Source organism: Rothia sp. HMSC072B03, from assembly GCF_001809565.1.
Lineage (GTDB): Bacteria > Actinomycetota > Actinomycetes > Actinomycetales > Micrococcaceae > Rothia > Rothia mucilaginosa_A.
In genome coordinates this window covers 39,694-59,535 of sequence record NZ_KV797969.1, presented here as the reverse complement: position 1 = coordinate 59,535, position 19,842 = coordinate 39,694, and the positions used below count along the sequence as shown (strand labels likewise).

Annotated in this window: 19 protein-coding genes and 2 tRNA genes; 2 read left to right on the top strand and 19 right to left on the bottom strand. The window is 61.4% G+C overall.

The window, feature by feature from the left end:
* Positions 1-657: 657 nt before the first annotated feature.
* The 4 genes from HMPREF2630_RS03630 to HMPREF2630_RS03615 all read right to left on the bottom strand — a co-directional run bounded on the left by HMPREF2630_RS03630 (position 658) and on the right by HMPREF2630_RS03615 (position 3,123).
* Positions 658-1,281 (bottom strand): polyprenyltransferase, encoded by a 624-nt coding sequence (locus HMPREF2630_RS03630; protein WP_070483438.1) that lies wholly within the window; start codon positions 1,279-1,281, stop codon positions 658-660.
* A gap of 242 nt (positions 1,282-1,523) precedes the next feature.
* Positions 1,524-2,003, bottom strand: coding sequence for a hypothetical protein (locus tag HMPREF2630_RS09220; RefSeq protein WP_070483436.1), 480 nt, complete (start codon positions 2,001-2,003; stop codon positions 1,524-1,526).
* A 138-nt stretch (positions 2,004-2,141) separates the two neighbouring features.
* On the bottom strand, positions 2,142-2,576 hold the full coding sequence (locus tag HMPREF2630_RS03620) for a hypothetical protein (protein WP_053090269.1): 435 nt from the start codon (positions 2,574-2,576) through the stop codon (positions 2,142-2,144).
* Between the two features lie 199 nt (positions 2,577-2,775).
* A complete protein-coding gene (locus HMPREF2630_RS03615; protein ID WP_070483435.1) occupies positions 2,776-3,123 on the bottom strand; it encodes a DUF4190 domain-containing protein in 348 nt (115 codons plus the stop codon).
* Between the two features lie 298 nt (positions 3,124-3,421).
* Between HMPREF2630_RS03615 and HMPREF2630_RS03610 the strand changes: the two genes are divergently transcribed.
* Positions 3,422-3,510 (top strand) — tRNA-Ser (locus tag HMPREF2630_RS03610).
* A 79-nt stretch (positions 3,511-3,589) separates the two neighbouring features.
* Here HMPREF2630_RS03610 and HMPREF2630_RS03605 read toward each other — a convergent pair.
* The 9 genes from HMPREF2630_RS03605 to HMPREF2630_RS03565 all read right to left on the bottom strand — a co-directional run bounded on the left by HMPREF2630_RS03605 (position 3,590) and on the right by HMPREF2630_RS03565 (position 14,043).
* Positions 3,590-4,135, bottom strand: coding sequence for a SixA phosphatase family protein (locus tag HMPREF2630_RS03605; RefSeq protein ID WP_049333435.1), 546 nt, complete (start codon positions 4,133-4,135; stop codon positions 3,590-3,592).
* A 117-nt stretch (positions 4,136-4,252) separates the two neighbouring features.
* Complete coding sequence (locus HMPREF2630_RS03600; RefSeq protein ID WP_049333433.1) at positions 4,253-5,008, bottom strand: winged helix-turn-helix domain-containing protein; 756 nt, start codon at positions 5,006-5,008, stop codon at positions 4,253-4,255.
* 578 nt (positions 5,009-5,586) lie between these two features.
* Positions 5,587-6,225 (bottom strand): uracil phosphoribosyltransferase, encoded by a 639-nt coding sequence (gene upp / locus HMPREF2630_RS03595; protein WP_049333431.1) that lies wholly within the window; start codon positions 6,223-6,225, stop codon positions 5,587-5,589.
* 102 nt (positions 6,226-6,327) lie between these two features.
* Positions 6,328-6,414 (bottom strand) — tRNA-Ser (locus HMPREF2630_RS03590).
* Positions 6,415-6,605: 191 nt separating this feature from the next.
* The gene (locus tag HMPREF2630_RS03585; protein ID WP_049344327.1) at positions 6,606-7,226 is read right to left on the bottom strand and encodes a TetR/AcrR family transcriptional regulator; all 621 of its coding nucleotides are present in this window, start codon (positions 7,224-7,226) and stop codon (positions 6,606-6,608) included.
* Between the two features lie 42 nt (positions 7,227-7,268).
* Positions 7,269-9,875 carry a YhgE/Pip domain-containing protein gene (locus HMPREF2630_RS03580; RefSeq protein ID WP_070483433.1) on the bottom strand — a complete coding sequence of 869 codons (2,607 nt, stop codon included), beginning with the start codon at positions 9,873-9,875 and terminating at the stop codon, positions 7,269-7,271.
* A gap of 2 nt (positions 9,876-9,877) precedes the next feature.
* Positions 9,878-10,780: an ABC transporter ATP-binding protein gene (locus tag HMPREF2630_RS03575; protein WP_070483431.1), complete on the bottom strand. Its 903-nt coding sequence runs from the start codon at positions 10,778-10,780 to the stop codon at positions 9,878-9,880.
* A 538-nt stretch (positions 10,781-11,318) separates the two neighbouring features.
* On the bottom strand, positions 11,319-11,846 hold the full coding sequence (locus HMPREF2630_RS03570; RefSeq protein ID WP_070483430.1) for a nucleoside deaminase: 528 nt from the start codon (positions 11,844-11,846) through the stop codon (positions 11,319-11,321).
* Between the two features lie 37 nt (positions 11,847-11,883).
* Positions 11,884-14,043, bottom strand: coding sequence for a RecQ family ATP-dependent DNA helicase (locus HMPREF2630_RS03565; protein WP_070483428.1), 2,160 nt, complete (start codon positions 14,041-14,043; stop codon positions 11,884-11,886).
* 331 nt (positions 14,044-14,374) lie between these two features.
* Between HMPREF2630_RS03565 and HMPREF2630_RS03560 the strand changes: the two genes are divergently transcribed.
* Entirely contained in the window at positions 14,375-15,031 is a 657-nt protein-coding gene (locus tag HMPREF2630_RS03560) for a DedA family protein (RefSeq protein WP_049333420.1), read from the top strand.
* A gap of 176 nt (positions 15,032-15,207) precedes the next feature.
* Here HMPREF2630_RS03560 and HMPREF2630_RS03555 read toward each other — a convergent pair whose 3' ends face one another.
* The 6 genes from HMPREF2630_RS03555 to HMPREF2630_RS03530 form a co-directional block, all read right to left on the bottom strand.
* Positions 15,208-15,726 carry a hypothetical protein gene (locus HMPREF2630_RS03555; RefSeq protein ID WP_049333418.1) on the bottom strand — a complete coding sequence of 173 codons (519 nt, stop codon included), beginning with the start codon at positions 15,724-15,726 and terminating at the stop codon, positions 15,208-15,210.
* Positions 15,727-15,811: 85 nt separating this feature from the next.
* Positions 15,812-16,957 (bottom strand): MFS transporter, encoded by a 1,146-nt coding sequence (locus tag HMPREF2630_RS03550; protein WP_070483426.1) that lies wholly within the window; start codon positions 16,955-16,957, stop codon positions 15,812-15,814.
* Between the two features lie 64 nt (positions 16,958-17,021).
* Positions 17,022-17,642, bottom strand: coding sequence for a multidrug DMT transporter permease (locus HMPREF2630_RS03545; RefSeq protein WP_070483424.1), 621 nt, complete (start codon positions 17,640-17,642; stop codon positions 17,022-17,024).
* A 142-nt stretch (positions 17,643-17,784) separates the two neighbouring features.
* Positions 17,785-18,582, bottom strand: coding sequence for a DUF2975 domain-containing protein (locus tag HMPREF2630_RS03540; protein WP_070483422.1), 798 nt, complete (start codon positions 18,580-18,582; stop codon positions 17,785-17,787).
* 101 nt (positions 18,583-18,683) lie between these two features.
* Positions 18,684-19,283 carry a hypothetical protein gene (locus HMPREF2630_RS03535; RefSeq protein ID WP_070483421.1) on the bottom strand — a complete coding sequence of 200 codons (600 nt, stop codon included), beginning with the start codon at positions 19,281-19,283 and terminating at the stop codon, positions 18,684-18,686.
* A complete protein-coding gene (locus HMPREF2630_RS03530) occupies positions 19,273-19,782 on the bottom strand; it encodes an asparaginase domain-containing protein (protein ID WP_070483419.1) in 510 nt (169 codons plus the stop codon). The genes HMPREF2630_RS03535 and HMPREF2630_RS03530 overlap by 11 nt, the downstream gene beginning before the upstream one ends.
* Positions 19,783-19,842: the final 60 nt, after the last annotated feature.

Below are 19,842 nucleotides of genomic sequence, written 5' to 3'. Positions count from 1 at the left end.
CATCGCATCCACAACCTTTCAATACCGGGTGTTAAGTGCCTATCGGGTTGAGAGAGCATTTAGGCTCGACATCGAGCCGCTGTGATTAGTGGATGCCCGACAAAGCGTTCAGAATCAATATGATGAGGGCAACGAGAAGAAGGACAACGACTATACCCACCGCGCTGAGAATCATACCCGCGGTAGCGCGCGCACCGTGCCGTCGTGCCACTCGCGCCTGCCAGATACCTAAAACACTCAGTATCAGTGAGAAAGGGATGGCGTACAGCGTCCATCGAATACCCGGGATGCACACTAAGCTGAGGATACCGAAGAGCAAGGAGAGGTTCTCGGCGCTCCGCCCAGTTTCCTGACTCGGGAACCCACTCGCGGGTTGCAGTGGGCCCCCTGCGGACCCAACGATGGGTTGCCCGTTACTATTTTGCCGGTATAGCTTGGCGTACTCGGGGTTGTAATCGAAGGATTCGTTGTTTTGGGGTAGCTGCGACATCGCATCCACAACCTTTCAATACCGGGTGTTACCTTCACCCTAGACCTTCCCATCAGAGGGAACAAGCATGTCGAGCCGATTTCACCAAACATACGGCATATACACAGCAGAGCCCCGCTCCTCACTGTGAGGAGCGGGGCTTTTTCTTTTCGAGAAGGGCAAAGTTTTTAGAGAAGTGCCAGCATCTTCGCGGCATCAACCAACTCTGAATTAGCGGCAGAATCCGAAAGAGCCAGCATGAGCGCCAGCAGAAGAGCTCCGCCGAAAAGCACCAGGAATATGCCACCAACAGCTACGTTAATCCAGTTCAAGATGCGGCCTGCCGAAGCAACGGCACCGTAGCGTTCCGCCTCGTTCGCCTTGAAAATACCGATAACACCCAGAATTAGGGAGGGCAGACCGAACAGCCACCAATTGAGAGTCGCGATACAGATCAAACCGATAACGCCGAGCACAGTGGAGGTCTGGGCAGCCTTCTCACCAAAAAACTGCTCGGGGGTCTTCTGCAGAAAGCCGGCTGGGGCCATCATGGGCTGGTCATACTGGTAACCGTACGGGTCGTACTGATTCTGACCATATAGGTCTTGGCCGTACGGGTCATAGGGATACTGATCGTAAGAGCTCTGCCCGTACCGACCGTACGAACCTTGGCCATACGAACCCTGGCCGTACCGACCGTACGAACCCTGCCCATACTGGCCATACTGGCTGTTCTGATCGTACTGCTCGTTCAGGTGGTTGTAGTCCGGGTTGTAATCGTAGGAGTCAGAACCCCACGGATTCCGAGACATGGCGTTTCACTTTCGTGCGGCAGGTGTGTGTTAAACAATATTCACCCTAGCCTATCAACGGAACGGGGGCAACTACACCCGTCATTCTGACCCGCGCAAGACACCTCGAGCGTTAGTTCGGGATTCCGCGAATATGCGTAAAGCCCCGCGCCTCAATTCGAGAAACGGGGCTTCTACATGTTGCAGACAAAAGATGGTGGGCTCGGTTCCAGAAGTCTCGGCCAGCCGAACCGCTAACTCGGCTATCCCTTCAGGGTGAAAAGGAGCGATAGGAGGGCAATAATCGCAAAGACCGTCAGGGCGATGGGCAGGACCACGCCAATCCAGCTGAGGATGCGCCCCGCCTTTGCCGGCACACCGTGGCGTTCCGCGTCTCGCGCGGCCGAAATTCCCAGGGCGCCCAGAATAATTGATCCGAGGGTGGAGTAGGGAATCCAATACATGAGGAGAATGAGCACCACGCTGATAATGCCAAACGTCAACGAACGCTGTGCCGCTTTCTGGCCCTCCTCCAGGAAGCCAGGGGGCGTGACGATATTCCCCGGGACGCTTTCCGGGTAGGCAGGAGGCGGAGTGTACGCCCCGGCGGGCCCGTAGGTAGCCGGGACATTCCGCGGCTCGCCGCCCGCGCCCTGCCCGGCATCGCGGCCCTCGTAGAGCTGGTTGTACGCGGGATTGTAGTCGAACGGGTCCGGCTCTTGAGGCTGGGGAGTCTGAGACATAATAACCACGATCTTTCAGTCTTGATACGCGACAGGTGTTTCGGGGGAGGCCCCGATATCCGTAATCTGTTTTCGGCGGCGAGGATTAGGCACCTTCATGGTGCCCGCCCAGGCTAAGATACCGGCCGACCCGGAAGTTTAATAGGGGGAATAGCCAGCAACCCTCTGGGAACCGATAATCCCCATAAGCATGAAGACACACGTGCAGAAGAAAATGAGGAAAGCTATAAAGGTGCCTATCTTACTCATCCTACGACCCGCTGTAGCCGAAACGCCCAGGCGCTCCGCTTCCTTCGCTTTAGACATACCGATATAGCCCATGATGAAAGAAGGCACGCCGGCAATAAAACCCAGGCAAATCAGGCTGACAAGACCGAGCACCAGGGAAGTCTGAGCGGCCCGCTCGCCCTCAACCCGCCCGATAATCTTCTGCACGGTATCCGCGGGCAGCATCATAGGCTGACCGGACGTATCCTGGCCATCTTGCGCAGACAGCTCAGCAAGCTGTTCGTTCAGCTGGTTGTATTCGGGGTCGGAGTCTTCAGGGTTTGAACCCTGCGGATTCTGAGACATGGCATCTCACCTTTGTGGTTGGTCGGCGTTGGCCCGTGTTGTTCCTAGCCTATCACCGAAGCGGCAGCTATATTCACGCTTCGGCTGCGTACACCACGCCCATTCCGGCAATGCCCCCTCAAGCATGCAAAAGCCCGCGTGCGCACGGGGCGCTCGCGGGCTTCCTCAAATCATGAGGCTACTGCAGGTAGCTTCAATCTTACTGCTTTACAAAAATCTTCAGAGCGACCAGCAAAATAATACTGACGACACCCAGAACAGTACCGGCAATAGCCATACCGCGGTTCTTCAGCTCGGGGTTATTCATAGCCAGGCGGCCGGTCACAATAGCTACAGCACCAAGGATGAAACCGAGGACAAAGAAGCTCACAATACCGCTCACCAGAGAGACAATCGACAGGGTCTTTGCCTTCTTCGCCTGAGCCAGCTGCTCAGGGGTCTGAACGGGCACACCGTAAGGAGCCTGCTGATTGAACTGGGGTGCCTGCTGGCTGAACTGGGGGTCCTGGTTGAACTGGGGCTGGGGGTTGTTGAGGTTTTCAGACATGATTTCTCATTTCGTTGAGTAAATAAGGCAACTCTGGCAACACTGTATGGAAAATTCACACGCCAGAGACGCCCTCTATTTATCGGTTTGGATGGAGTGTAGTGTATCGAAAATGCGTATAACCCTCAATGTGCACGGCCCGTATCCCACGGAGTAGAGCCCCCGTCGGCTCAGCCGGTTTGGGGCGAAACGCCTCGCCTACCTGAGCAACACGCCTAATTCACGCGAGGCCCCTACCGAATTGACCAAGCGCAAAACAGCCTATATTCTTATAGGGATGCGCTCACGAGCGCACCGTGGAGACGTGCCAGAGCGGCCGAATGGACTTCACTGCTAATGAAGGGTCGGGGTTAAACTCGACCGGGGGTTCAAATCCCCCCGTCTCCGCCGCTAAAAGCCCCGTACCACTCGGTACGGGGCTTTTGCTATGCCCATTTCATCGGGTACACAGTATCGGGCGCACAACCTAGAAGCTCTTGAAGTCCACGAGGCGCGCATCCGCCCCATCCAGCAGGGCCCACTCCCCCGGCACCTCGAACACCGCGATGGAGGACGGCGGGAAGCCATAGTACACATCCATCGACGCGTTCGGATCGGAGTCGGGGCTCATCAGACGCTGCGCGGCATCCTGCACGCCGGGCAGGTGCGACACCACCATCAGCGAATGAACGTTCTCTGAAACGCCGTTAATGCGCGCAATGATGCGGGCGGCCGAAACCTCGTACAGACCCTCATCCAGATGCGCGGTCGGGGCCTTCGAACCCAGGCCGTCCGCAACCCAGGTGGTCGTCTGGCGCGTGCGCAACGCCGACGAAGACATAATCTGCTCGGGAATATAGCCGCGCGAAGCCAGCCAGGCACCCGCGGCGGCAGCCTGCTCGTGACCGCGCTTGGTCAGGGGACGGTCGAAATCGTTCAGGCCCCAATCGGCCTCCGCATGGCGCATAATAATCAGGCGCTTAGCTCCGCTACGGTGCGAGCCGGATGCAGTGTTGGAAGAATTCTCAGCCATACACCCATTTTATCCAGAGCGCGCCGATACATCCCGCGCACCGCCACCCGGGCATGAGTAAACCCCGGCACACCGGCACGGGGCCGGCGCACCGGGGTGCACCCTAAAACTACAAGCCTAGATGGAGTACTCCGGGGCCGCCCAGACGACGACCTCGGGGTGCTCAAAGAAGCGGTAACCCTGACCGCGCACCGTACGCACGGTACCCGAGAGGCGACCCAGCTTCGAACGCAGGCGACGAATGTGAACGTCAATCGTGCGCTCGTGCGGGTGCTCGTCACCCGAGCTCCACAGGGCCTTCAGCAGTTCCTCGCGGCCAACCGTGCGGGAGCTATTCTCAACCAGGTGGGCCAGCAGCTCGAACTCCTTGAAGGTCAGCATCAGCGGCTCACCGTCCAGGAACACCTCGCGGCGAGCCAGGTCAATCAGCACACCCGAGGAGTGGCCGTTCATGCCCTCCGCCTCGCGGGCGGTATTCGCCTCCGGGTAGGTGTACACGGCGGTCGGATCACCCAGCGCGTTACGGACCACCTCAAGGTCGCTACCCTCGGCGTTCACGGGAGCCAGCGCCACGGCGGCGTAAGACTCAGATTCGGGGGCCAGGTGGTGGGCGTAGGTGCGCAGATCCTGAACGATGCGCACCAGGGAGGTACCGTTTGCGGCGGCGAGCTCCTCATTCAGACCCACGTACAGCACGAAGCCGCGAGCCTCGTTCTCCTGAGCATTCTTGTGGGGGGAGGAATCCCCCGCGGAGAATGTCATCGGACGCAACGTTGCGGCAGGTGCGGCGGGACGATGGGGCTGGACGGCCTGACGCTTCGCGGCGCGGCCTCGCTGGGAGATGTGGACGTATCCAGGTACAGCACCTGACATGGTTCAGCCTTCTCTCAAAATCTACGTAGGAATTGCCTTACCTACATGGTGGTGGGGTGCGCCGGAAGTGACGCGTGGCCCAACAGTCCCTAATACCTGTTCGAGCATCAATCCTTTCTCTTAATATTTCTCCTATTTGACGGATAAATCAAGCGGATTCGGCATCGTGGATACTTCCCGCATCCAAAAAGGAGTACAATACATCCCCACTCATCCGGGCCAGACTCGTCCCGCATCAAGCCCCGTCGCGCCCCATCTACATAAATATTCATCTAAAGCGGCATGATGAGGCGGAGCACTGTATTTTCATGCCCTCAATCAAAGCTTAAGAGACCCTCAAATACCCCTCATTACCCCAACAATATCCACATGAAATGATTCTTGTCACATGTAGATTTTTTGAATCATCCCCCGTCCGACGGGGGAAATCATCGACACCACCCATCCCGCATCGTACGCACGCCCTATTAGACAAAAGCGTCCCCGCGCGGGCTACAGAAATAGCCAGCGCGGGGACGGCGCACAATTGGTCTCGCGAAACCGTCTCGCGAAACCGTCTCGCGAAACCGAATCAAAAATTATTCAGCCAGGCCGTACAGGCGATCGCCAGCATCACCCAGACCGGGAACGATGTAAGCCTTCTCGTTCAGGCGCTCATCGCGGGCAGCCAGGAACAGGTCCACGTTCTCCATGCCCTCAACGCCCTTCTCCAGGGCGGCAATACCCTCGGGGGCGGCAATCAGGCACACGCAGGTCACCGACTCGGCACCGCGCTTACGCAAGAACTTAATAGCCTCGATCAGGGTGCCGCCGGTGGCCAGCATCGGATCCAGCAGGTACACCTGACGGCCCGTCAAATCCTCCGGCAGACGCTCGGCATAGGTCACGATGTCCAGGGTCTCCTCGTTGCGAGCCATACCCAGGAAACCCACCTCGGCGGTCGGCACCATGCGGGTCATGCCCTCCAGCATGCCCAGACCAGCACGCAGAATCGGCACCACCAGCGGCTTCGGGTTGGCGATGCGCACACCGGTCGTGGTAGCCACCGGAGTCACCACCTCAACCTCCTCCACGCGAATCTCGCGAGTAGCCTCGTAGGCCAGGAGAGTCACCAGCTCGTCAACCAGCTGACGGAAAATCGGGGAAGGGGTGTTCTTATCGCGCAGAACACTAATCTTGTGGGCGACCAGCGGGTGGTCAAGAATCTTAATACGCATAGCATAAATTTTACTCGCACTCGCATATACATTCACAGGCGAGCCGCATAATTCGGCAAACAGAAAACCCGCCGAGCTCAGCTCGACGGGTTTTCGTTGGTGCGGTGGTGGAGGGATTTGAACCCCCGTTGGCTTTTACACCAAACATCATTTCGAGTGATGCACCTTCGGCCGCTCGGACACACCACCAACAGTGGAAAAGTGTAGCACACCCCAAGACAAAAGGGCAAGAAAAGCACAGGGGTGGGATGTATCTTCTCCCACCGGGGCAAAAACGCGTGCGGCAACCGGGTGTCGCCCTTTTCACGGCCCTTTTACCGTGCCCTTTTCGACACCCGACACCGAAGTCCCGGCAACATCAACGAACCCGGCGGGTTCGTCTAATGACGGATATACCCATCTATAACCAGCATGACAGCACGCGTCGCGTCCTCAGCGTTGCGGTCAACCTGATGGACCTCGCGATCCATGGCAAGCATGTAAATCGCGCCGAACATAGAGATCGCAATCGCACGAGGATTCTGAGCGGTATCAACCGTGTAGCGGCGAGCCACAGCCTCCGTCATCTCCTCCAGATACTCCAGAAGATCCTGACGGTTATCGCTCATCGTCTCGGTCCAACCCTCCGCACCCTTCCAGGCCTCCGAGAGCCACATCCGGGTAAAGCCCGGGCGGTCCTCGAGGTACTGAAACGCGGCACGAACGGCACTCCGCAACGCCTCACGCGGGTCGGACTGGGCCGACGCCGCGCGGCGCGCATCGCTCAGCAGCAACTGCGTGCCGTACTGAACCAGCTGGTCCACCATAGTCTTCTTGGAACCGAAGTTGTAATACACGGTTCCCTTAGAAACACCCGCCCGAGCAGCCACCTCTTCAACGGTGGCGTACTCAAGCCCCTTCTGGGTCATGATATCCATAGCAGCGTTGAACAACTTCAACTGAGTTTTACCAGTACGGCCGGGACGACGACTTGCAGCTTCAGCGACTGGTCGCTGCAACATCAGAAGTCCTCCCTCCCTTTTTGCAGGTATACCTCTATTTTATTAGACAGTGATCTCCGGTGCGAGCTTCTTCAACGACCAGGTGCGATCACGTCGCGTGCCCAGGTAACCCAGCAGCAAGCCCGCCAGACCCCACAGGGCCAGAACCAGCATGATGCCCCACAGGCTCGACTCGTTCACCCCGTACGACAGGCGACGCATACCCGTCACCGCATAACCCATCGGGAAGAAATCGTGCATCCAACGAATCGGCTCGGGCAGAGTCTCGTACGGCATCGTGCCGCCGCCGGTCACCAGCTGCAGAATCAGGACCACCAGAGCCACCAGCTTGCCGGGAGCACCCAGGAACACCGTCAGACCGTGAATAAATCCGGTGAAGATCAGAGCCACAAAGCACAGGAACAACCACGCCAGCCACGGGTGAGCCATCTCAAAGCCCAGACCGAACTTAATCACCACGAACATGAGCGTCGCCTGAGCAATACCCACCAGACCGAAGGGCATCCAGCTACCGAGCATCACGCGAACCGACGGGGCGTGCGAAGCCAACGCACGGTTATTCATCACGCGTAGCGTCTGAACCAGCATCAGGCCGCCAATCCACAGCGCCAGGCACATGAAGAACGGACCCATGCCCTCACCGTAGTTACGGCCCGAAGCCAGGGAATTGTGCGAAAGCGTCACAGGGTTCGACATCGTGTCGGCAACCTTCGTCTGATCCGACTCCGAAAGGTTCGGAACCTGCTTCGTGCCAGAAGCCAGGCCGCTCTGCAGGGAGGAGGTGCCATCCTTCAGCTCCGAGGCACCGCTATTCAGCTGATCCGTGCCGCTGGCCAGCTTCTCCGTACCCTCGGTGAGCTGAGACGCGCCGTCCTTCAGGTTCGACGCGCCATCGGCCACCTTCTGTTGGCCCTCGACGGCACTCTGCTCCTTTTCGGCCAGAGTGCTCGTGCCGTCCTTCAGGGTCGCGGTACCGCTCTTGAGCGAATCGGTACCCGACTTCAGGTTCTCGGTGCCCTCAGCCAGGGAAGAGGCGCCCGAAGCGAGAGAGGATGCACCCGAAGCAATCTGGGCGTTACCATCGGCCAGGGTAGCCGCACCCGAAGCAAGCGAAGAAGCACCGCTATCAACGCGGGCCGCACCCTCAGCCAGGGAAGAGGCGCCCTTCGCCACCGAGGTGGAGGCAGCATCCAGCGCGTCCACGCCCGACACCAGGGTCTGAATCTTAGCCGCCGAGGACGAAGAACCGTCCGCGACGCAGTGGCTCGACTTCAGGGCTTGCAGCTTCGACATAGCATCTGCGGCAGTCGCACTGCGCGAGGCTAGATGAGACTCCAGAGCCTTCTGGTTCAGCGTTGCCACCTCACCCTTAAACTCATCGGAATCCACCGAAGACACCAGCTCATCAGCCTGCTGCTGGGTCATGGTGCCAGCGGCCACCATCGGAGCCAGACGCTCGCGAAGCCTCTGCGCACTCGCCGACACCACGGTATTCGACAGGTCGCGGCCAAAATCACCGCTCGGGGCGGAGGTGTCCGTCTGCTGCAGGTGCTGACACATCGCGTTCAGCTGGCCCGGCAGCTCGCGGATACCCGACTCATCCAGGCCCTGACGCAGCTTGTGGGTGCCCTCAGCCAGGCTGTTCGCGCCCTGGGCCAGGGTGGCCGAGCCGTCCTTCAGCGAAGAAGTACCCTGAGCCAGGGTGGCCGAGCCATCCTTCAGCTTCGACGCGCCGTCAGAAGCCGAAGCCGCGGCAGAAGCCAGGGTCGAAGTGCCGTTCTTCAGGGTCGTCGAGCCGTCCACCAGCTTCGCGGCGCCCGAATTCAGGGTTGCGGCGCCCGAGTCCAGGGTTGCCGCACCACTTGCCAGCTTATCCGCGCCATCGGCCAGCTGCTTCTGCGCATCCACCAGCTGGGTCGTGCCATCAGAAAGGGTGACCGTGCCGTCCTTCAGCTTGAGGGCACCGTCGTTCACCGTGGCCGAGCCGTCCTTGAGCTGAACAATCGCATCGGCCAGCTTGACCGTGCCGGTGTTCACCTTCTCTGCGCCGCTGGCCGCCTCCCCCATCTTCGAGTGAATCGTGGTGAAGCTTGCCAGCAACGCATTCGCAGTGGCATTACCCACCTTCGACGCCACCGAATCGCGCACCGACGTGCCCGCCTTCGTCACGATATTCGTCAGCACGTAGTTGTTCGCGTCATTCGTGACAATCTCAATACCGGCTGACTGGGGATCAATCGTGCCCGTATTACCGTTGGCATCCGGCTTAAACGCCGCGGCGCTCTGCAGGTTACGGGAGAAATTCTTCGGAATCACCAACGCAAAATCGTAGGTGCCCTTCTCCACGCCGTCGACGGCCTCCTCGCGGGTCGGAACCTGACGCCAATCAAACGTGCCGGCGTCCAGAAGATTCTTCTTCACGTCGGCACCGGTATTCACCTGCTGGCCAGAAGAATCCGTCGCGCCCTCATCCTCAACCACGAGGGCACCCACGATGCCGTTCACGTGGCCGTAGGCGTCCCAGTTGCCGTACAGGTACAGGGCACCGTACAGCAGGGGGATGCAGGACATCGCAATGAGCACCAGGACCGGCAAAACACCGCTGGTCAGGCGCTTAAGCTCAACAAGAGCAACACGCAGAACAGTCATTCTTACTCCTTCTCAGCGGTCTTCTGGGTGTTGGGTTTCTGATCAGTGGATTTCTGATCAACGGCCCGAACAGCTTCGGTCACGCCGGACGCCGCGGGAACGGGGGTCGCCACAACGGTGGTTTCGGCCGCTACCCCGGCCGCGGGGGTGAGGGGAATCGAAGAGGTCAGGGGGATTTCCTCCACCTCACGCACCTCAATCACGTCAATCTCCGGCTCGGTCGGTTCCTCCGCCGGATCCTCGGGGGCCTCGAACTCCCCCTCTTGATCCATGTGGACGCTACCCACCACGGCACGCGCACCGTGCCAGGTATCGGAAATATGCGGGACAATCGCCACCACAGTGCGGGGGCGGTCCTCATCGTTGGCCAGCTCCTCGAGGAAGGGAAGCCACATGCGCGTGTGGTTCAGGTGGCGCGACGGGGTATCGAAGACCAGCAGATCCGAGGGGCTGCTCTGTGCCAGGGCAGCCATGAGCTCGATGTTCATCTCGCCGTCCAGCTCGTCCATCCACAGGCCGTCCAAATCCTCGAGGCCGCGCTCCTTCAACCAGCGGCCCGCGCGGGAACGACCAAAAATCGGCAGATTGTAGGAGAGCATCTCAGAGACGTAGTCGTGCACGCGCATGTGCTGCTCTGGGGAGGTCACATCGGGGGAATCGATAATGTCGCTGATGCGGCGCAGCTTCTTCATTGAAATCGGCTGAGGCTCCTCATCGCCGGCGCTCCAGTAAATCTCGCCGCCCGACAGGGGCAAACGGCCGGTGAGGGCCAGGCCCAGGGAGGTACGTTCCATCTGGCTGTCGGCCTGAACGATGATGACTTCGCCCCCACCTACCGAGAAAGTGGTGCGGCCAAAAAGGGCGTGGTGACGCCCCTTGGCCCAGATGTTATCAACGCGAAGCACGGCGGTCCCTTCAATCTGTACGACGGGTAGAAACGGGTAAAAGTACGAGCCCGAGGACCTCGTTCCGCGATACCTGCTGAAGGACGCGGAGGGGTTCTCAGGCTCCGATGCTTATATATCGTAGACCCGGTTAAGTGTGGTTTTGTGGGGATTTTCGGGTGAAAAAGCGTCTATTTTTGAAATTTTCGGAGTATTTTTCAAAAAATTGGGGTTTTTCGTTCAAATAAGCCACGAACCCATGACCGGTTTCACCAGGCCTCCTCCCCCGCTACAATCCCAGGGAACAAGCCCTGGGAACGAGCCTCCGGAACAAGCCTCCCTCGGAACAAGCCCCAGCGGCAAACCGCGGATGCGAACCCCGGGCGCGACGAGGGGCGACCGGGCTAGGAGGCAGGACAGAGCGACAGAATCCGCCCACCGAATTATTCGCAACAGCATACCGGCGACAGGGCACAGCCGAGGGGTGCGCACCGAGGGGCATTGCCGGGGGGGGCATCGCCGAGGGGCACACCACCGAGAAACGCGGGCAGGAACGCGCTCAGGAACGGCGCTCCCTGAAGAAATCCAGCATGAGCCGCGCGCACTCCTCGGCGCGCACCCCCGCATACACCTCGGGAGCCGGCGCCACCCGCCCGTCCCGCAGCACGTCGTAGCGGCTACCGGAGGCGCCCGTCTTCTCCTCCCAGGCGCCAAAAACCACCGTCGAGACGCGCGAGGCCAGAATCGTGCCGGCGCACATGAGGCAGGGCTCGACGGTCACCACGAGGGTGCATCCCTCCAGCCGCCACTGCCCCAGCCGCGCCGCCGCCTGCCGAATCGCGTTCACCTCCGCGTGGGCACTGGGGTCGTGTTCCCGCTCGCGGGTGTTGCCGGCGGAGGCGACGACGGTCCCGTACTCATCCACGACGACCGCGCCGATGGGAATCTCGCCGCGCTCACCGGCGGCTTTCCCCTCCGCCAGGGCAAGGCCCATCCACTCGCGGTGGTCGGCACGCGCGGGAATGTCGCTGAGCACGGTGGAAGAACCGTCAGCAACCGTCAAATTTGAATATTCCGAATATGACATACAACCTCGTCGGGGAGTAAAAGAGCGTGAAACGCGACTAGTGAGTAGCGGCCAAAGAGAAAGGATACACCGCGGCGGCCCCGGCCTCCCTCAATGCGCGAGCCACCACCGTGTTAGCCCAGCGGGAATCCACCAGGTCCGAAACCAGCAGAACCGCGCAACGGTTCTCCCGCACGTAGTCCAACACCTCGCTCGGAACCAGGTAAGAACGCAGAACGTCGGCACAGCGGAAGGCGCTATTACCGCCGAAGAAGCGGGGCTCCTCCACCAAAGAAACCTGTCCCAAATCCGTCAGGCGACCCACCGAAGCCAGCCCCCGACCCAGGGATTGCGCCAGGCGAGGACGCACCGGCGACGGCAACGTCAGCACCGCGGTCGGTCGCCCCGCGGCACCCCACTGCCACGCCGCCAGCACCTTCACGCAGGCGCGGCCCAGGTCGGTCGGCACCTCGGAATCAACCGGCTCACCCAGCTCATTCGTGGCGAAGAGCTCGCGCAGGCGCGTTCCGTACCCCATATCACTCAGGCGCGCCAACGCATAACCCGGCTCGGCCTGCTCGTCCTTCGACAGGCGACCGCGCGGAGCGGAGGCGCCCACCAGCTGGTCCAGGCCGGTGGGCCACATGCGGCGCGGCTCCACCGGAACCCCCACGGTAGCAAAGCTCTGACGCGCCGCCTGCTGTGCCTCCTCGGGAACCTGCGTCGAGTACCAGGGTCCGGCGCACCGGTCGCATCGCCCGCAGAGCTGAGCGGAGGTATCGTCGAGCTGGCGGGCGAGGAACACCATGCGGCACCCCTCCGTCCGCTCGTACTCCAGCATGGACTCCTGCTCGCGCACGCGCGCACGCGCAACCCCCGCGTAGCGTTCGCGGTCGTAGCTCCAGGGAGCCGAGGTGCGGCACCAGCGGCTCCCCTTCTTTACGACGGCGCCCTCGACGTCCAGGACCTTGAGCAGCAGCTCCAGGGTTGAGCGGCGCAGCTGCACACGCGCCTCCAGCGCGGTGAGGCTCAGGCCCTCGGAGGTCTGCTCGAGGGCGGCCAGCACCTGCAGGGCCTTCTCCTCCTCCGGCATCGAAGAGGTCGCGAAATACTCCCAGATGGCCCGGTCCCCGCGCCCGGGTAGCAGCAGGACGTCCGCGTTGGCGGCCCCACGACCCGCACGGCCGATCTGCTGGTAGTAGCTCACCGCAGAGGAGGGCGCGCCCAGGTGCACCACGAACCCCAGGTCGGGCTTGTCGAAGCCCATGCCGAGAGCGTTGGTCGCCACGAGGGCCTTGACGCGGTTCTCCTTGAGGGCCTGCTCGGCGGCCATGCGCTCATCCGGGTCGGTCTTTCCGGTGTAGGCGAGCACGTCGTATCCGCGAGCGCGCAGGGCGGAGGCGGTATCCTCCGCCGCCGAAACGGTCAGCGCGTAGATGATACCCGAGCCGGGTAGCTCGTTCAGGTGCGCCATGAGCCAGCCCAGGCGCTGGCCCTCGTCGGGCAGTGCGAGCACGCCCAGGCGCAGGGAGGCCCGGGAGAGCGGGCCGCGCACCACGTACACCTCGGGTGCGTCCCCGGCCGCGGCGCTCAGCTGCTCGGCGATATCGCGGGTCACGCGGTCGTTTGCTGTAGCGGTCGTAGCGAGCACGGGCACGCCGGCGGGTAGAGAAGAAATCAGCGCGCCGATGCGGCGATAGTCCGGGCGGAAGTCGTGGCCCCAGTCCGAAATGCAGTGGGCCTCATCAATCACGAGCAGGCCCAGGCGAGGCATGAGAAACGGCAGCCACTGCTCGCGGAACGCCGGGTTGTTGAGCCGCTCGGGGCCAACCAGGAGCACGTCGAGCTCGTCGGCTTCGACCTGCTCGCGGATGCGGTCCCACTCGGTGACGTTCGCTGAGTTCACCATGGCGGCGCGCACCCCCGCGCGGGATGCGGCGGCCACCTGGTCGCGCATGAGCGAAAGCAGCGGGGAGATGATGAGTGCCGGCCCGGCACCCCGGGCGCGCAGGAGCAGCGAGGAGATGAAGTAGACCGCGGACTTACCCCAGCCGGTGCGTTGTACCACCAGGGTGCGGGCGCGGTCGGCCACGAGGGCGTGAATCGCCTCGTACTGGCCGTCGTGGAAGTCGGCTTCGGAGGCGCCGGTGAGGCGGCGCAACAGTTCGCGGGCCTCGTCGCGCAGGGAGGTGGCGGTGTCCGGCTGCTGGGGGTTCATGGTTTTCTCCGACGGTGGGTGGTTCGCGGGCGGGCGCTCCGACGCGCTGTCTTCCCATCATGTCACACCCGGCGCATCCTGGCCTCGGAGCCGGTCATTTCTTGGGAGGGTGTGCGAGTTCCGCATCACTGCGCGCCATTTCGTTCTCGGGCCCGGAGATTTACGCCTCGCTCACCCGTGCATCCGGGCTAAACCCCGGTAGAATTGTCTCTGTGCTACACAGCCTCCGCATAGTTTTGCACTATGTTCACCATAGGCACGTTCTCTATGCTGGTGTTACTTCGCCGCCGCCAATCCGTGCGCGCGGTCCACTCACAGTTCAGGATTTTTCATGACTTTTCTTGCCGCCGCCCTCGCGCAGCTTCCGGTTGCGCTGCTAGGCCTTAACCTTGAACAGTTCCTGCTCGACACCGGCCCCTGGGTTCTGGTTGTTTCGGCGATCATTGTTTTCATTGAGTCGGGTGTGCTGTTCCCGGTTCTTCCGGGTGACTCCCTGATTTTTGCGCTGGGTATGCTGCACCAGCAGATGGGTCTGTCCCTGTGGGTTGCGTTCCCCGTGCTGGTGATTGTGGCGATGGCCGGCGCCGAGGTGGGATACCAGATTGGTGCCCGCTACGGCCGCAACATCTTCAAGGATGACGCGAAGATTCTGAGCACGAAGAACCTGCACACTACTGAGGAGTTCTTCCAGAAGCGCGGTAGTTTGGCCCTGGTTCTGGGCCGTTTCGTGCCGATTGTGCGTACCTTCGTTTCGCTGGCAGCCGGTATCTCTTCGTACGACCGTAAGAAGTTCCACCTGTGGAACACCGTCGGCGCCATTGCGTGGATCGGCGTGATTGGTCTGGCCGGTGTGCTGCTGGGCGGTATTCCGTTCGTGCACAACAACATCGAGTACATCGCCGTGATTATTGTGCTGGTTTCCGTGGTGCCGGTCTTTATCGAGTACCTGCGCGGCCGCTCGAAGGCTAAGCGCGAATCTGCAGAGTAATGCTTGAAGTCCCTCAGGCCAATGAGCCGGGGACGAGAAAAGGTGGGGATACCGTCTGGTATCCCCACCTTTTGCGTTCTCTCAAGCTCTGTGAAGTAGCGGTACCGAAAGCTTGCTTCCCCCGGTACTACCTGACATATCAGGCCCTATCGCGCCCCTTTACACAGGTAAACCCTTTAGTACGCGCCAGCCGCGTACGTGTACCGGCGCATACTGGGGGTGAACAGCAATACCGTTATTACCGTGTTACAAACAGTAGGCAGATTCACCACCACAAGAACAAAAACGAAGTGCGCCAACTCTGCACCGCTCAGCGTCTGTACATCGACAGAGTTGAAGAGTATGACGGAACCATAAATGTATAAAATACCGCCCAGCGCGCCAAAAATACTCAAAACGATGCTGACGATGCGTGCCCAATTACGCCGTAGCCAGAGGAATAACAGAGCGATAATAGTTACCGCGTCCATCAGGATGATTTTGACCAGTGCAGGGATGGTTACTTGCGTCAGCGCCTCTGAATTCATCGCGGTATGGTTCCGCTCCAAAGCGCTCACGGTAGACTGTGCCGCCCCAATCAAAATAATCAGCACAGTAAGCGCTGTCACCCATATCAAAGCAACAGGACGACCGTTGGATCGTGGCTGGCTTTGCTGGTATTGAGGGGCTAATCCCGGAGCTCCGTACTCTGACATTATCGTTCCTTTCTATGTTCTCCATCCCGCGACGGGAGGACCGAATAGTCTGCTTGGATGACCGCTTGGGGGACGGCTCGCACCGCTAGTTGAGGCGGTACCCTTCCTCGGTGTACACCGAGGTGTCCTTGTAGCCGCGCTGTTCCTTGCGAGGCTTCTTCCGGCCAGCCTTGCGACGGGCCGTCTCGTACTGCTGAGCAACGGCCTCTTCAGCCCGTCGGTTGACTTCCTCTTCTTCCCGATGTGCCTGTGCTTCTTCCAGGCGAGCACGCGTTTCTGCATCTGCGCTCTGATGACTGAGGACGTTCTCCTCATCGACCGGCTCGTCATCAACCAGCTCGTCATCGACCGGTTCGTCACCGTCGAGCTCGCCGTCATAAGGTTCCAGACCGGCACGCTCGGCGCGGAGCGTCAGCAGAATCTCGCCCTCCAGACGCTGCTTCTCCAGGGGGTTTTCCGTCACCGCCATCTTCGCGCGAAGATCGAGGATTCGCTGCTCGGCGGGGGTGCGAGTCACCCGTTCCTCCTCGTCAATCAGCCGGAGCATTTCCAGGTAATGGGCGGCCTGCCTCTCCTCGATGGTCATGCCCGCCTCTTCGTCGGCCCCGGCCACGTTTTTCGCGCCCTCCGCCGCGGGTGCCGGAGGCTCCTCGGACAGGACGACATCCTCATCCCGAGTAGAGACAAGGCCCAGCAGAAAAATGAAAAGTGCGGCGCCAACGCCCACGATGATGACCAGCACCTTCGTCACGGTCAGGGAGGCGGTGGCCGGGCTCGTCGCGGGGTTCAGCGCGGTGAAGGCCGGGAAGAAAAACCCGGCCAGGTCGAAGGAACCCGCGGTGATGAGCATGCCGCTCAGGCAGCAGACGGCCGCGTAGAGCATCAGCGTCTGACGTGCGCCCCTGCTACCCGTGCACAGGACCGCCAGGAAGCACAGGATGATCAGTTCCACCCAGATGGTTCCGCTCAGAAGGCGAGGCACGGCAATGGTGAAGATTGAGACGATGTCCCAGCCATGTCCGGAGGATGCGAGGGCCTGGTGCGCGTCCAAACCCGCATACACGAGCATGAGCCCCACGCCCAGGCAGAAGGAGATATCGACTAGCACTGAAGTCTTCTGCGCCGACTCAATCCGTTCCTTGCCGTTATCGGGCGTCTCTACGGTGTCATCGTGCCCGTCGGGGTCGGTACGGACTTGTGACTCGTGTGCGGGGTCGGAAGTAGGGGTCACGGGGTTCGTCCTTATCGGTGGTTGGTGAATAAACTATCGGCGGGCCGCAGGCCCGCGGCAGAGGTTAGAGCAGGTAGTCCTTGCGGCGGCTCAAACGCCACGCGCTGCGGGCCGCCATGTAGGCACGCGACTGGCGCGACCACACCAACGCCAGCGCGATGACGCACACCACCAGGTAACCCCCGGCGATGTACACGGGCGTGTACAGGGGCGAGGAGGTGCTCAGCAGGAACTCGACCTCCTGGCTGGGTGCACCGTTCAGCGTGGCGAGCATGGCACCCACGCTCAGCATAATCAGCATCGCCGAGATAATGCCCATCACCAGAGACACCGAAAGCACCACCGCGGCCCAGCGGTAGCCGCGGATGAACGCCACCGTGCAGAAACTGTGCAGCACCACATTCCCGAGGGTGCACAGCATCAGGAAGAGCACCGGGTAGTAGGCCTGCGCCTCCACGAGGGTGGAGGAATGCCAGGTGGACAGGCGCGGAAGATGGGTCGTCGTCAGCGACACGGTGGTGTACACCAGCAGCGCCACCCAGCCCGCGGAAATGGCCAGGAGCACCCAGCCGGCAACCGACACGAGGTTCGGGGTCGGCGGTTTAGAGCGCGAGGACTTCACGGACGCCTCGGGGGAGGTAGCGGCCGGAGCCGCGGGGAGCGGTGCGGGTTCGGGGGTAGGCATGGTTGGATCTTTCGAGAGCCTGCGCGCCGTGATATACGACGGTTCATCGATGCGGCGGGTAGGCGCGGGGTACGTATGGTGTGGTGAAATACGGTGTGTTCGGTGAGCTTATGTGCATCGGCCGGGGCGTCCCGGCGGAATCCTAATCGGAGGGGGCGGCCTCCGCGCCCGTACCGGAATCTTCGGATGCGTCGGCCTCGTCCTGCGGGGCGGGATGCGTGAGCGCGGTCCTCAACTCGTTGAAACGGTAAATCGTTAGTAGGGACAGGCCAACCTCACTCACCCACACCAGACCTAGGCCACAGAGCACCAGCATCGGGTCGAAGCCCATGGAGACGCCCGCCCAGTCCAGCATGAGAAGCAGGAACGTGATGGGTGAGAGCACCAGCCCCACGCCAATGTACCCAATCAGCGAGCAAATCGCCCAGATGCTGTACACGGAGGTGTCGGCAACGTCGTTTGGCGGGCGCAGAAGCGGCCAGGCCTGGACGATGATGTACAGGGCCGCAAGCAGCCAGAAACAAATCGCCAGCGGCTGCGTGTACTGGGCGATGATGAGGCCCTCCGTCAGGCCCAGAACACTCAGAATGGCGACGCGCACCAGCAGGTTTTTGCGTAGCTGACGCTGGCGTATTCTAATCTCATCGCGGGAGTAGGTGCGCAGAAACGCCGGAAGCGCGGCCGGTGCCACCGCGGGGTTGAGGGAGGTGGTCGGGGCCTGCGCTACGTGCGGGGCGGGCAGGGCCGCATCCTTCGGGGAAGCATGCGGCACGGCCTTCGCGGGAACCGTGCGGTGCATCGCGGTGGAGGGGACGCTCACCTCCGCGGAAGCGGGCCGCAGGTCGCGGATGGGCGCCTGGTACCGGGTCCGCACGGCGGTGCCATCCGGGGTTTCGACGGACGGTGCGGAATCGTCTGTGGTCCGGTCCGGGGTACCCATATATCTCCTCCTGACGGCGTGGACGACGGTTTACGCCTCTACCGTATCATGCGCAGTTGAAGGCTTCCCGAACATGAAAAGAGGGGGCAGCCGGTGCCCTTTTAGCCGCCGGTGTTCTCCGAGAACGACCCGCGGTGGAAGGCCTCGTTACGCCTGATTACCCGGCGCAGAACCACCGCGTAGAACAGCGAGAAGAAAAACTCCAGCACGAATGACCCCATGACCGTAAATACGGCTCCCGCGTAGAATGTCCCGAAGTGTTTAAAGAGCGCATCCGGCCCGTGTAGGGCGAATAGCAGGTACGCGAAGAAGACACCCATCACCGCGGCCAGGAGCGCCGAGACGGCGTTGCCCCAATAAATCAGCATGACGGAGCGGTCGGCGCGGTAGATGGTGGCCAACCAACCCTGCACGACCAGGTACACGAGCGGCACAGCACCCACGGGAAAGAGAGCCGCGCGCATAAAGAAGTACACCATGCCGAGCGCGGGGGCGATGAGCAGTACGACGCGCACCGCGTAGAGCGCCTTTGCTGGCAGGGGCTCGCTACTGCCAATATCCCAGGGCTCCACAACGAGGGCCTCCGCTGGCTCGGAGAGTTCCGAGCCGCGGGGCCCCGGTGCGGCGGAGCGCGGGCCGTGCTCCTCCGGCGACTGTGCCGATTCAGACGACTGCGCCGGTTCGGGCGCGTTAGCCCTCAAAAATACCTCGGGAACGGTCCTTGCGAACGCTCTCAGCCGGGAAGATGCGGCCGCTCATGCTGATGTACACACCCGGGTCCAGCAGGTTCAGGGCGGCGATTGCGGCGCCCAGGTTGAAACCGGCGTCGGAGCGCGCCATGACGGCCGGCTGCATTGCGCCGGTCAGCACCACGACCTTCTCACCCAGCTTCGCGTGCTCGAGCAGGTAGCGGGCGGTTTCGGGCATGGTATCGGTGCCGTGGGTGATGAGCACCTGGGTGTTGGTGACGGCGTCCAGGGCCTCGGTCAGCTCGGCGCGGTCCTCGTCGGTCATATCCAGGCTGTCCTTGCCGATGAGCGGGTGGATGTCGAAGCGCACGTCGGTAATGACGCGGTCGAGCAGGTCCTTGGCGGCGGGCTCACCGATATCCATGGTGCCGGCGACAGAGTAAAACTTGTCGATCGTGCCGCCGGTGGCCAGAATCGTGATTTCTTCGGGGTTCTTAATGGTGACGCTCACGGGGTCTCCTCATCTCTTGAGCAACAGAACCAATAACGACGCAAAAACCCGCCGACCCCC

What these genes read in the sequence shown, in the direction of transcription:
- HMPREF2630_RS03605 (WP_049333435.1), bottom strand. Translation starts at nt 4,135, where the DNA reads ATGGCTGAGAATTCTTCCAACACTGCATCCGGCTCGCACCGTAGCGGA.
- HMPREF2630_RS03620 (WP_053090269.1), bottom strand. Translation starts at nt 2,576, where the DNA reads ATGTCTCAGAATCCGCAGGGTTCAAACCCTGAAGACTCCGACCCCGAA.
- HMPREF2630_RS03600 (WP_049333433.1), bottom strand. Translation starts at nt 5,008, where the DNA reads ATGTCAGGTGCTGTACCTGGATACGTCCACATCTCCCAGCGAGGCCGC.
- HMPREF2630_RS03585 (WP_049344327.1), bottom strand. Translation starts at nt 7,226, where the DNA reads ATGTTGCAGCGACCAGTCGCTGAAGCTGCAAGTCGTCGTCCCGGCCGT.
- HMPREF2630_RS03630 (WP_070483438.1), bottom strand. Translation starts at nt 1,281, where the DNA reads ATGTCTCGGAATCCGTGGGGTTCTGACTCCTACGATTACAACCCGGAC.
- upp (WP_049333431.1), bottom strand. Translation starts at nt 6,225, where the DNA reads ATGCGTATTAAGATTCTTGACCACCCGCTGGTCGCCCACAAGATTAGT.
- HMPREF2630_RS03555 (WP_049333418.1), bottom strand. Translation starts at nt 15,726, where the DNA reads ATGTCAGAGTACGGAGCTCCGGGATTAGCCCCTCAATACCAGCAAAGC.
- HMPREF2630_RS03565 (WP_070483428.1), bottom strand. Translation starts at nt 14,043, where the DNA reads ATGAACCCCCAGCAGCCGGACACCGCCACCTCCCTGCGCGACGAGGCC.
- HMPREF2630_RS03580 (WP_070483433.1), bottom strand. Translation starts at nt 9,875, where the DNA reads ATGACTGTTCTGCGTGTTGCTCTTGTTGAGCTTAAGCGCCTGACCAGC.
- HMPREF2630_RS03570 (WP_070483430.1), bottom strand. Translation starts at nt 11,846, where the DNA reads ATGTCATATTCGGAATATTCAAATTTGACGGTTGCTGACGGTTCTTCC.
- HMPREF2630_RS09220 (WP_070483436.1), bottom strand. Translation starts at nt 2,003, where the DNA reads ATGTCTCAGACTCCCCAGCCTCAAGAGCCGGACCCGTTCGACTACAAT.
- HMPREF2630_RS03540 (WP_070483422.1), bottom strand. Translation starts at nt 18,582, where the DNA reads ATGGGTACCCCGGACCGGACCACAGACGATTCCGCACCGTCCGTCGAA.
- HMPREF2630_RS03560 (WP_049333420.1), top strand. Translation starts at nt 14,375, where the DNA reads ATGACTTTTCTTGCCGCCGCCCTCGCGCAGCTTCCGGTTGCGCTGCTA.
- HMPREF2630_RS03615 (WP_070483435.1), bottom strand. Translation starts at nt 3,123, where the DNA reads ATGTCTGAAAACCTCAACAACCCCCAGCCCCAGTTCAACCAGGACCCC.
- HMPREF2630_RS03545 (WP_070483424.1), bottom strand. Translation starts at nt 17,642, where the DNA reads ATGCCTACCCCCGAACCCGCACCGCTCCCCGCGGCTCCGGCCGCTACC.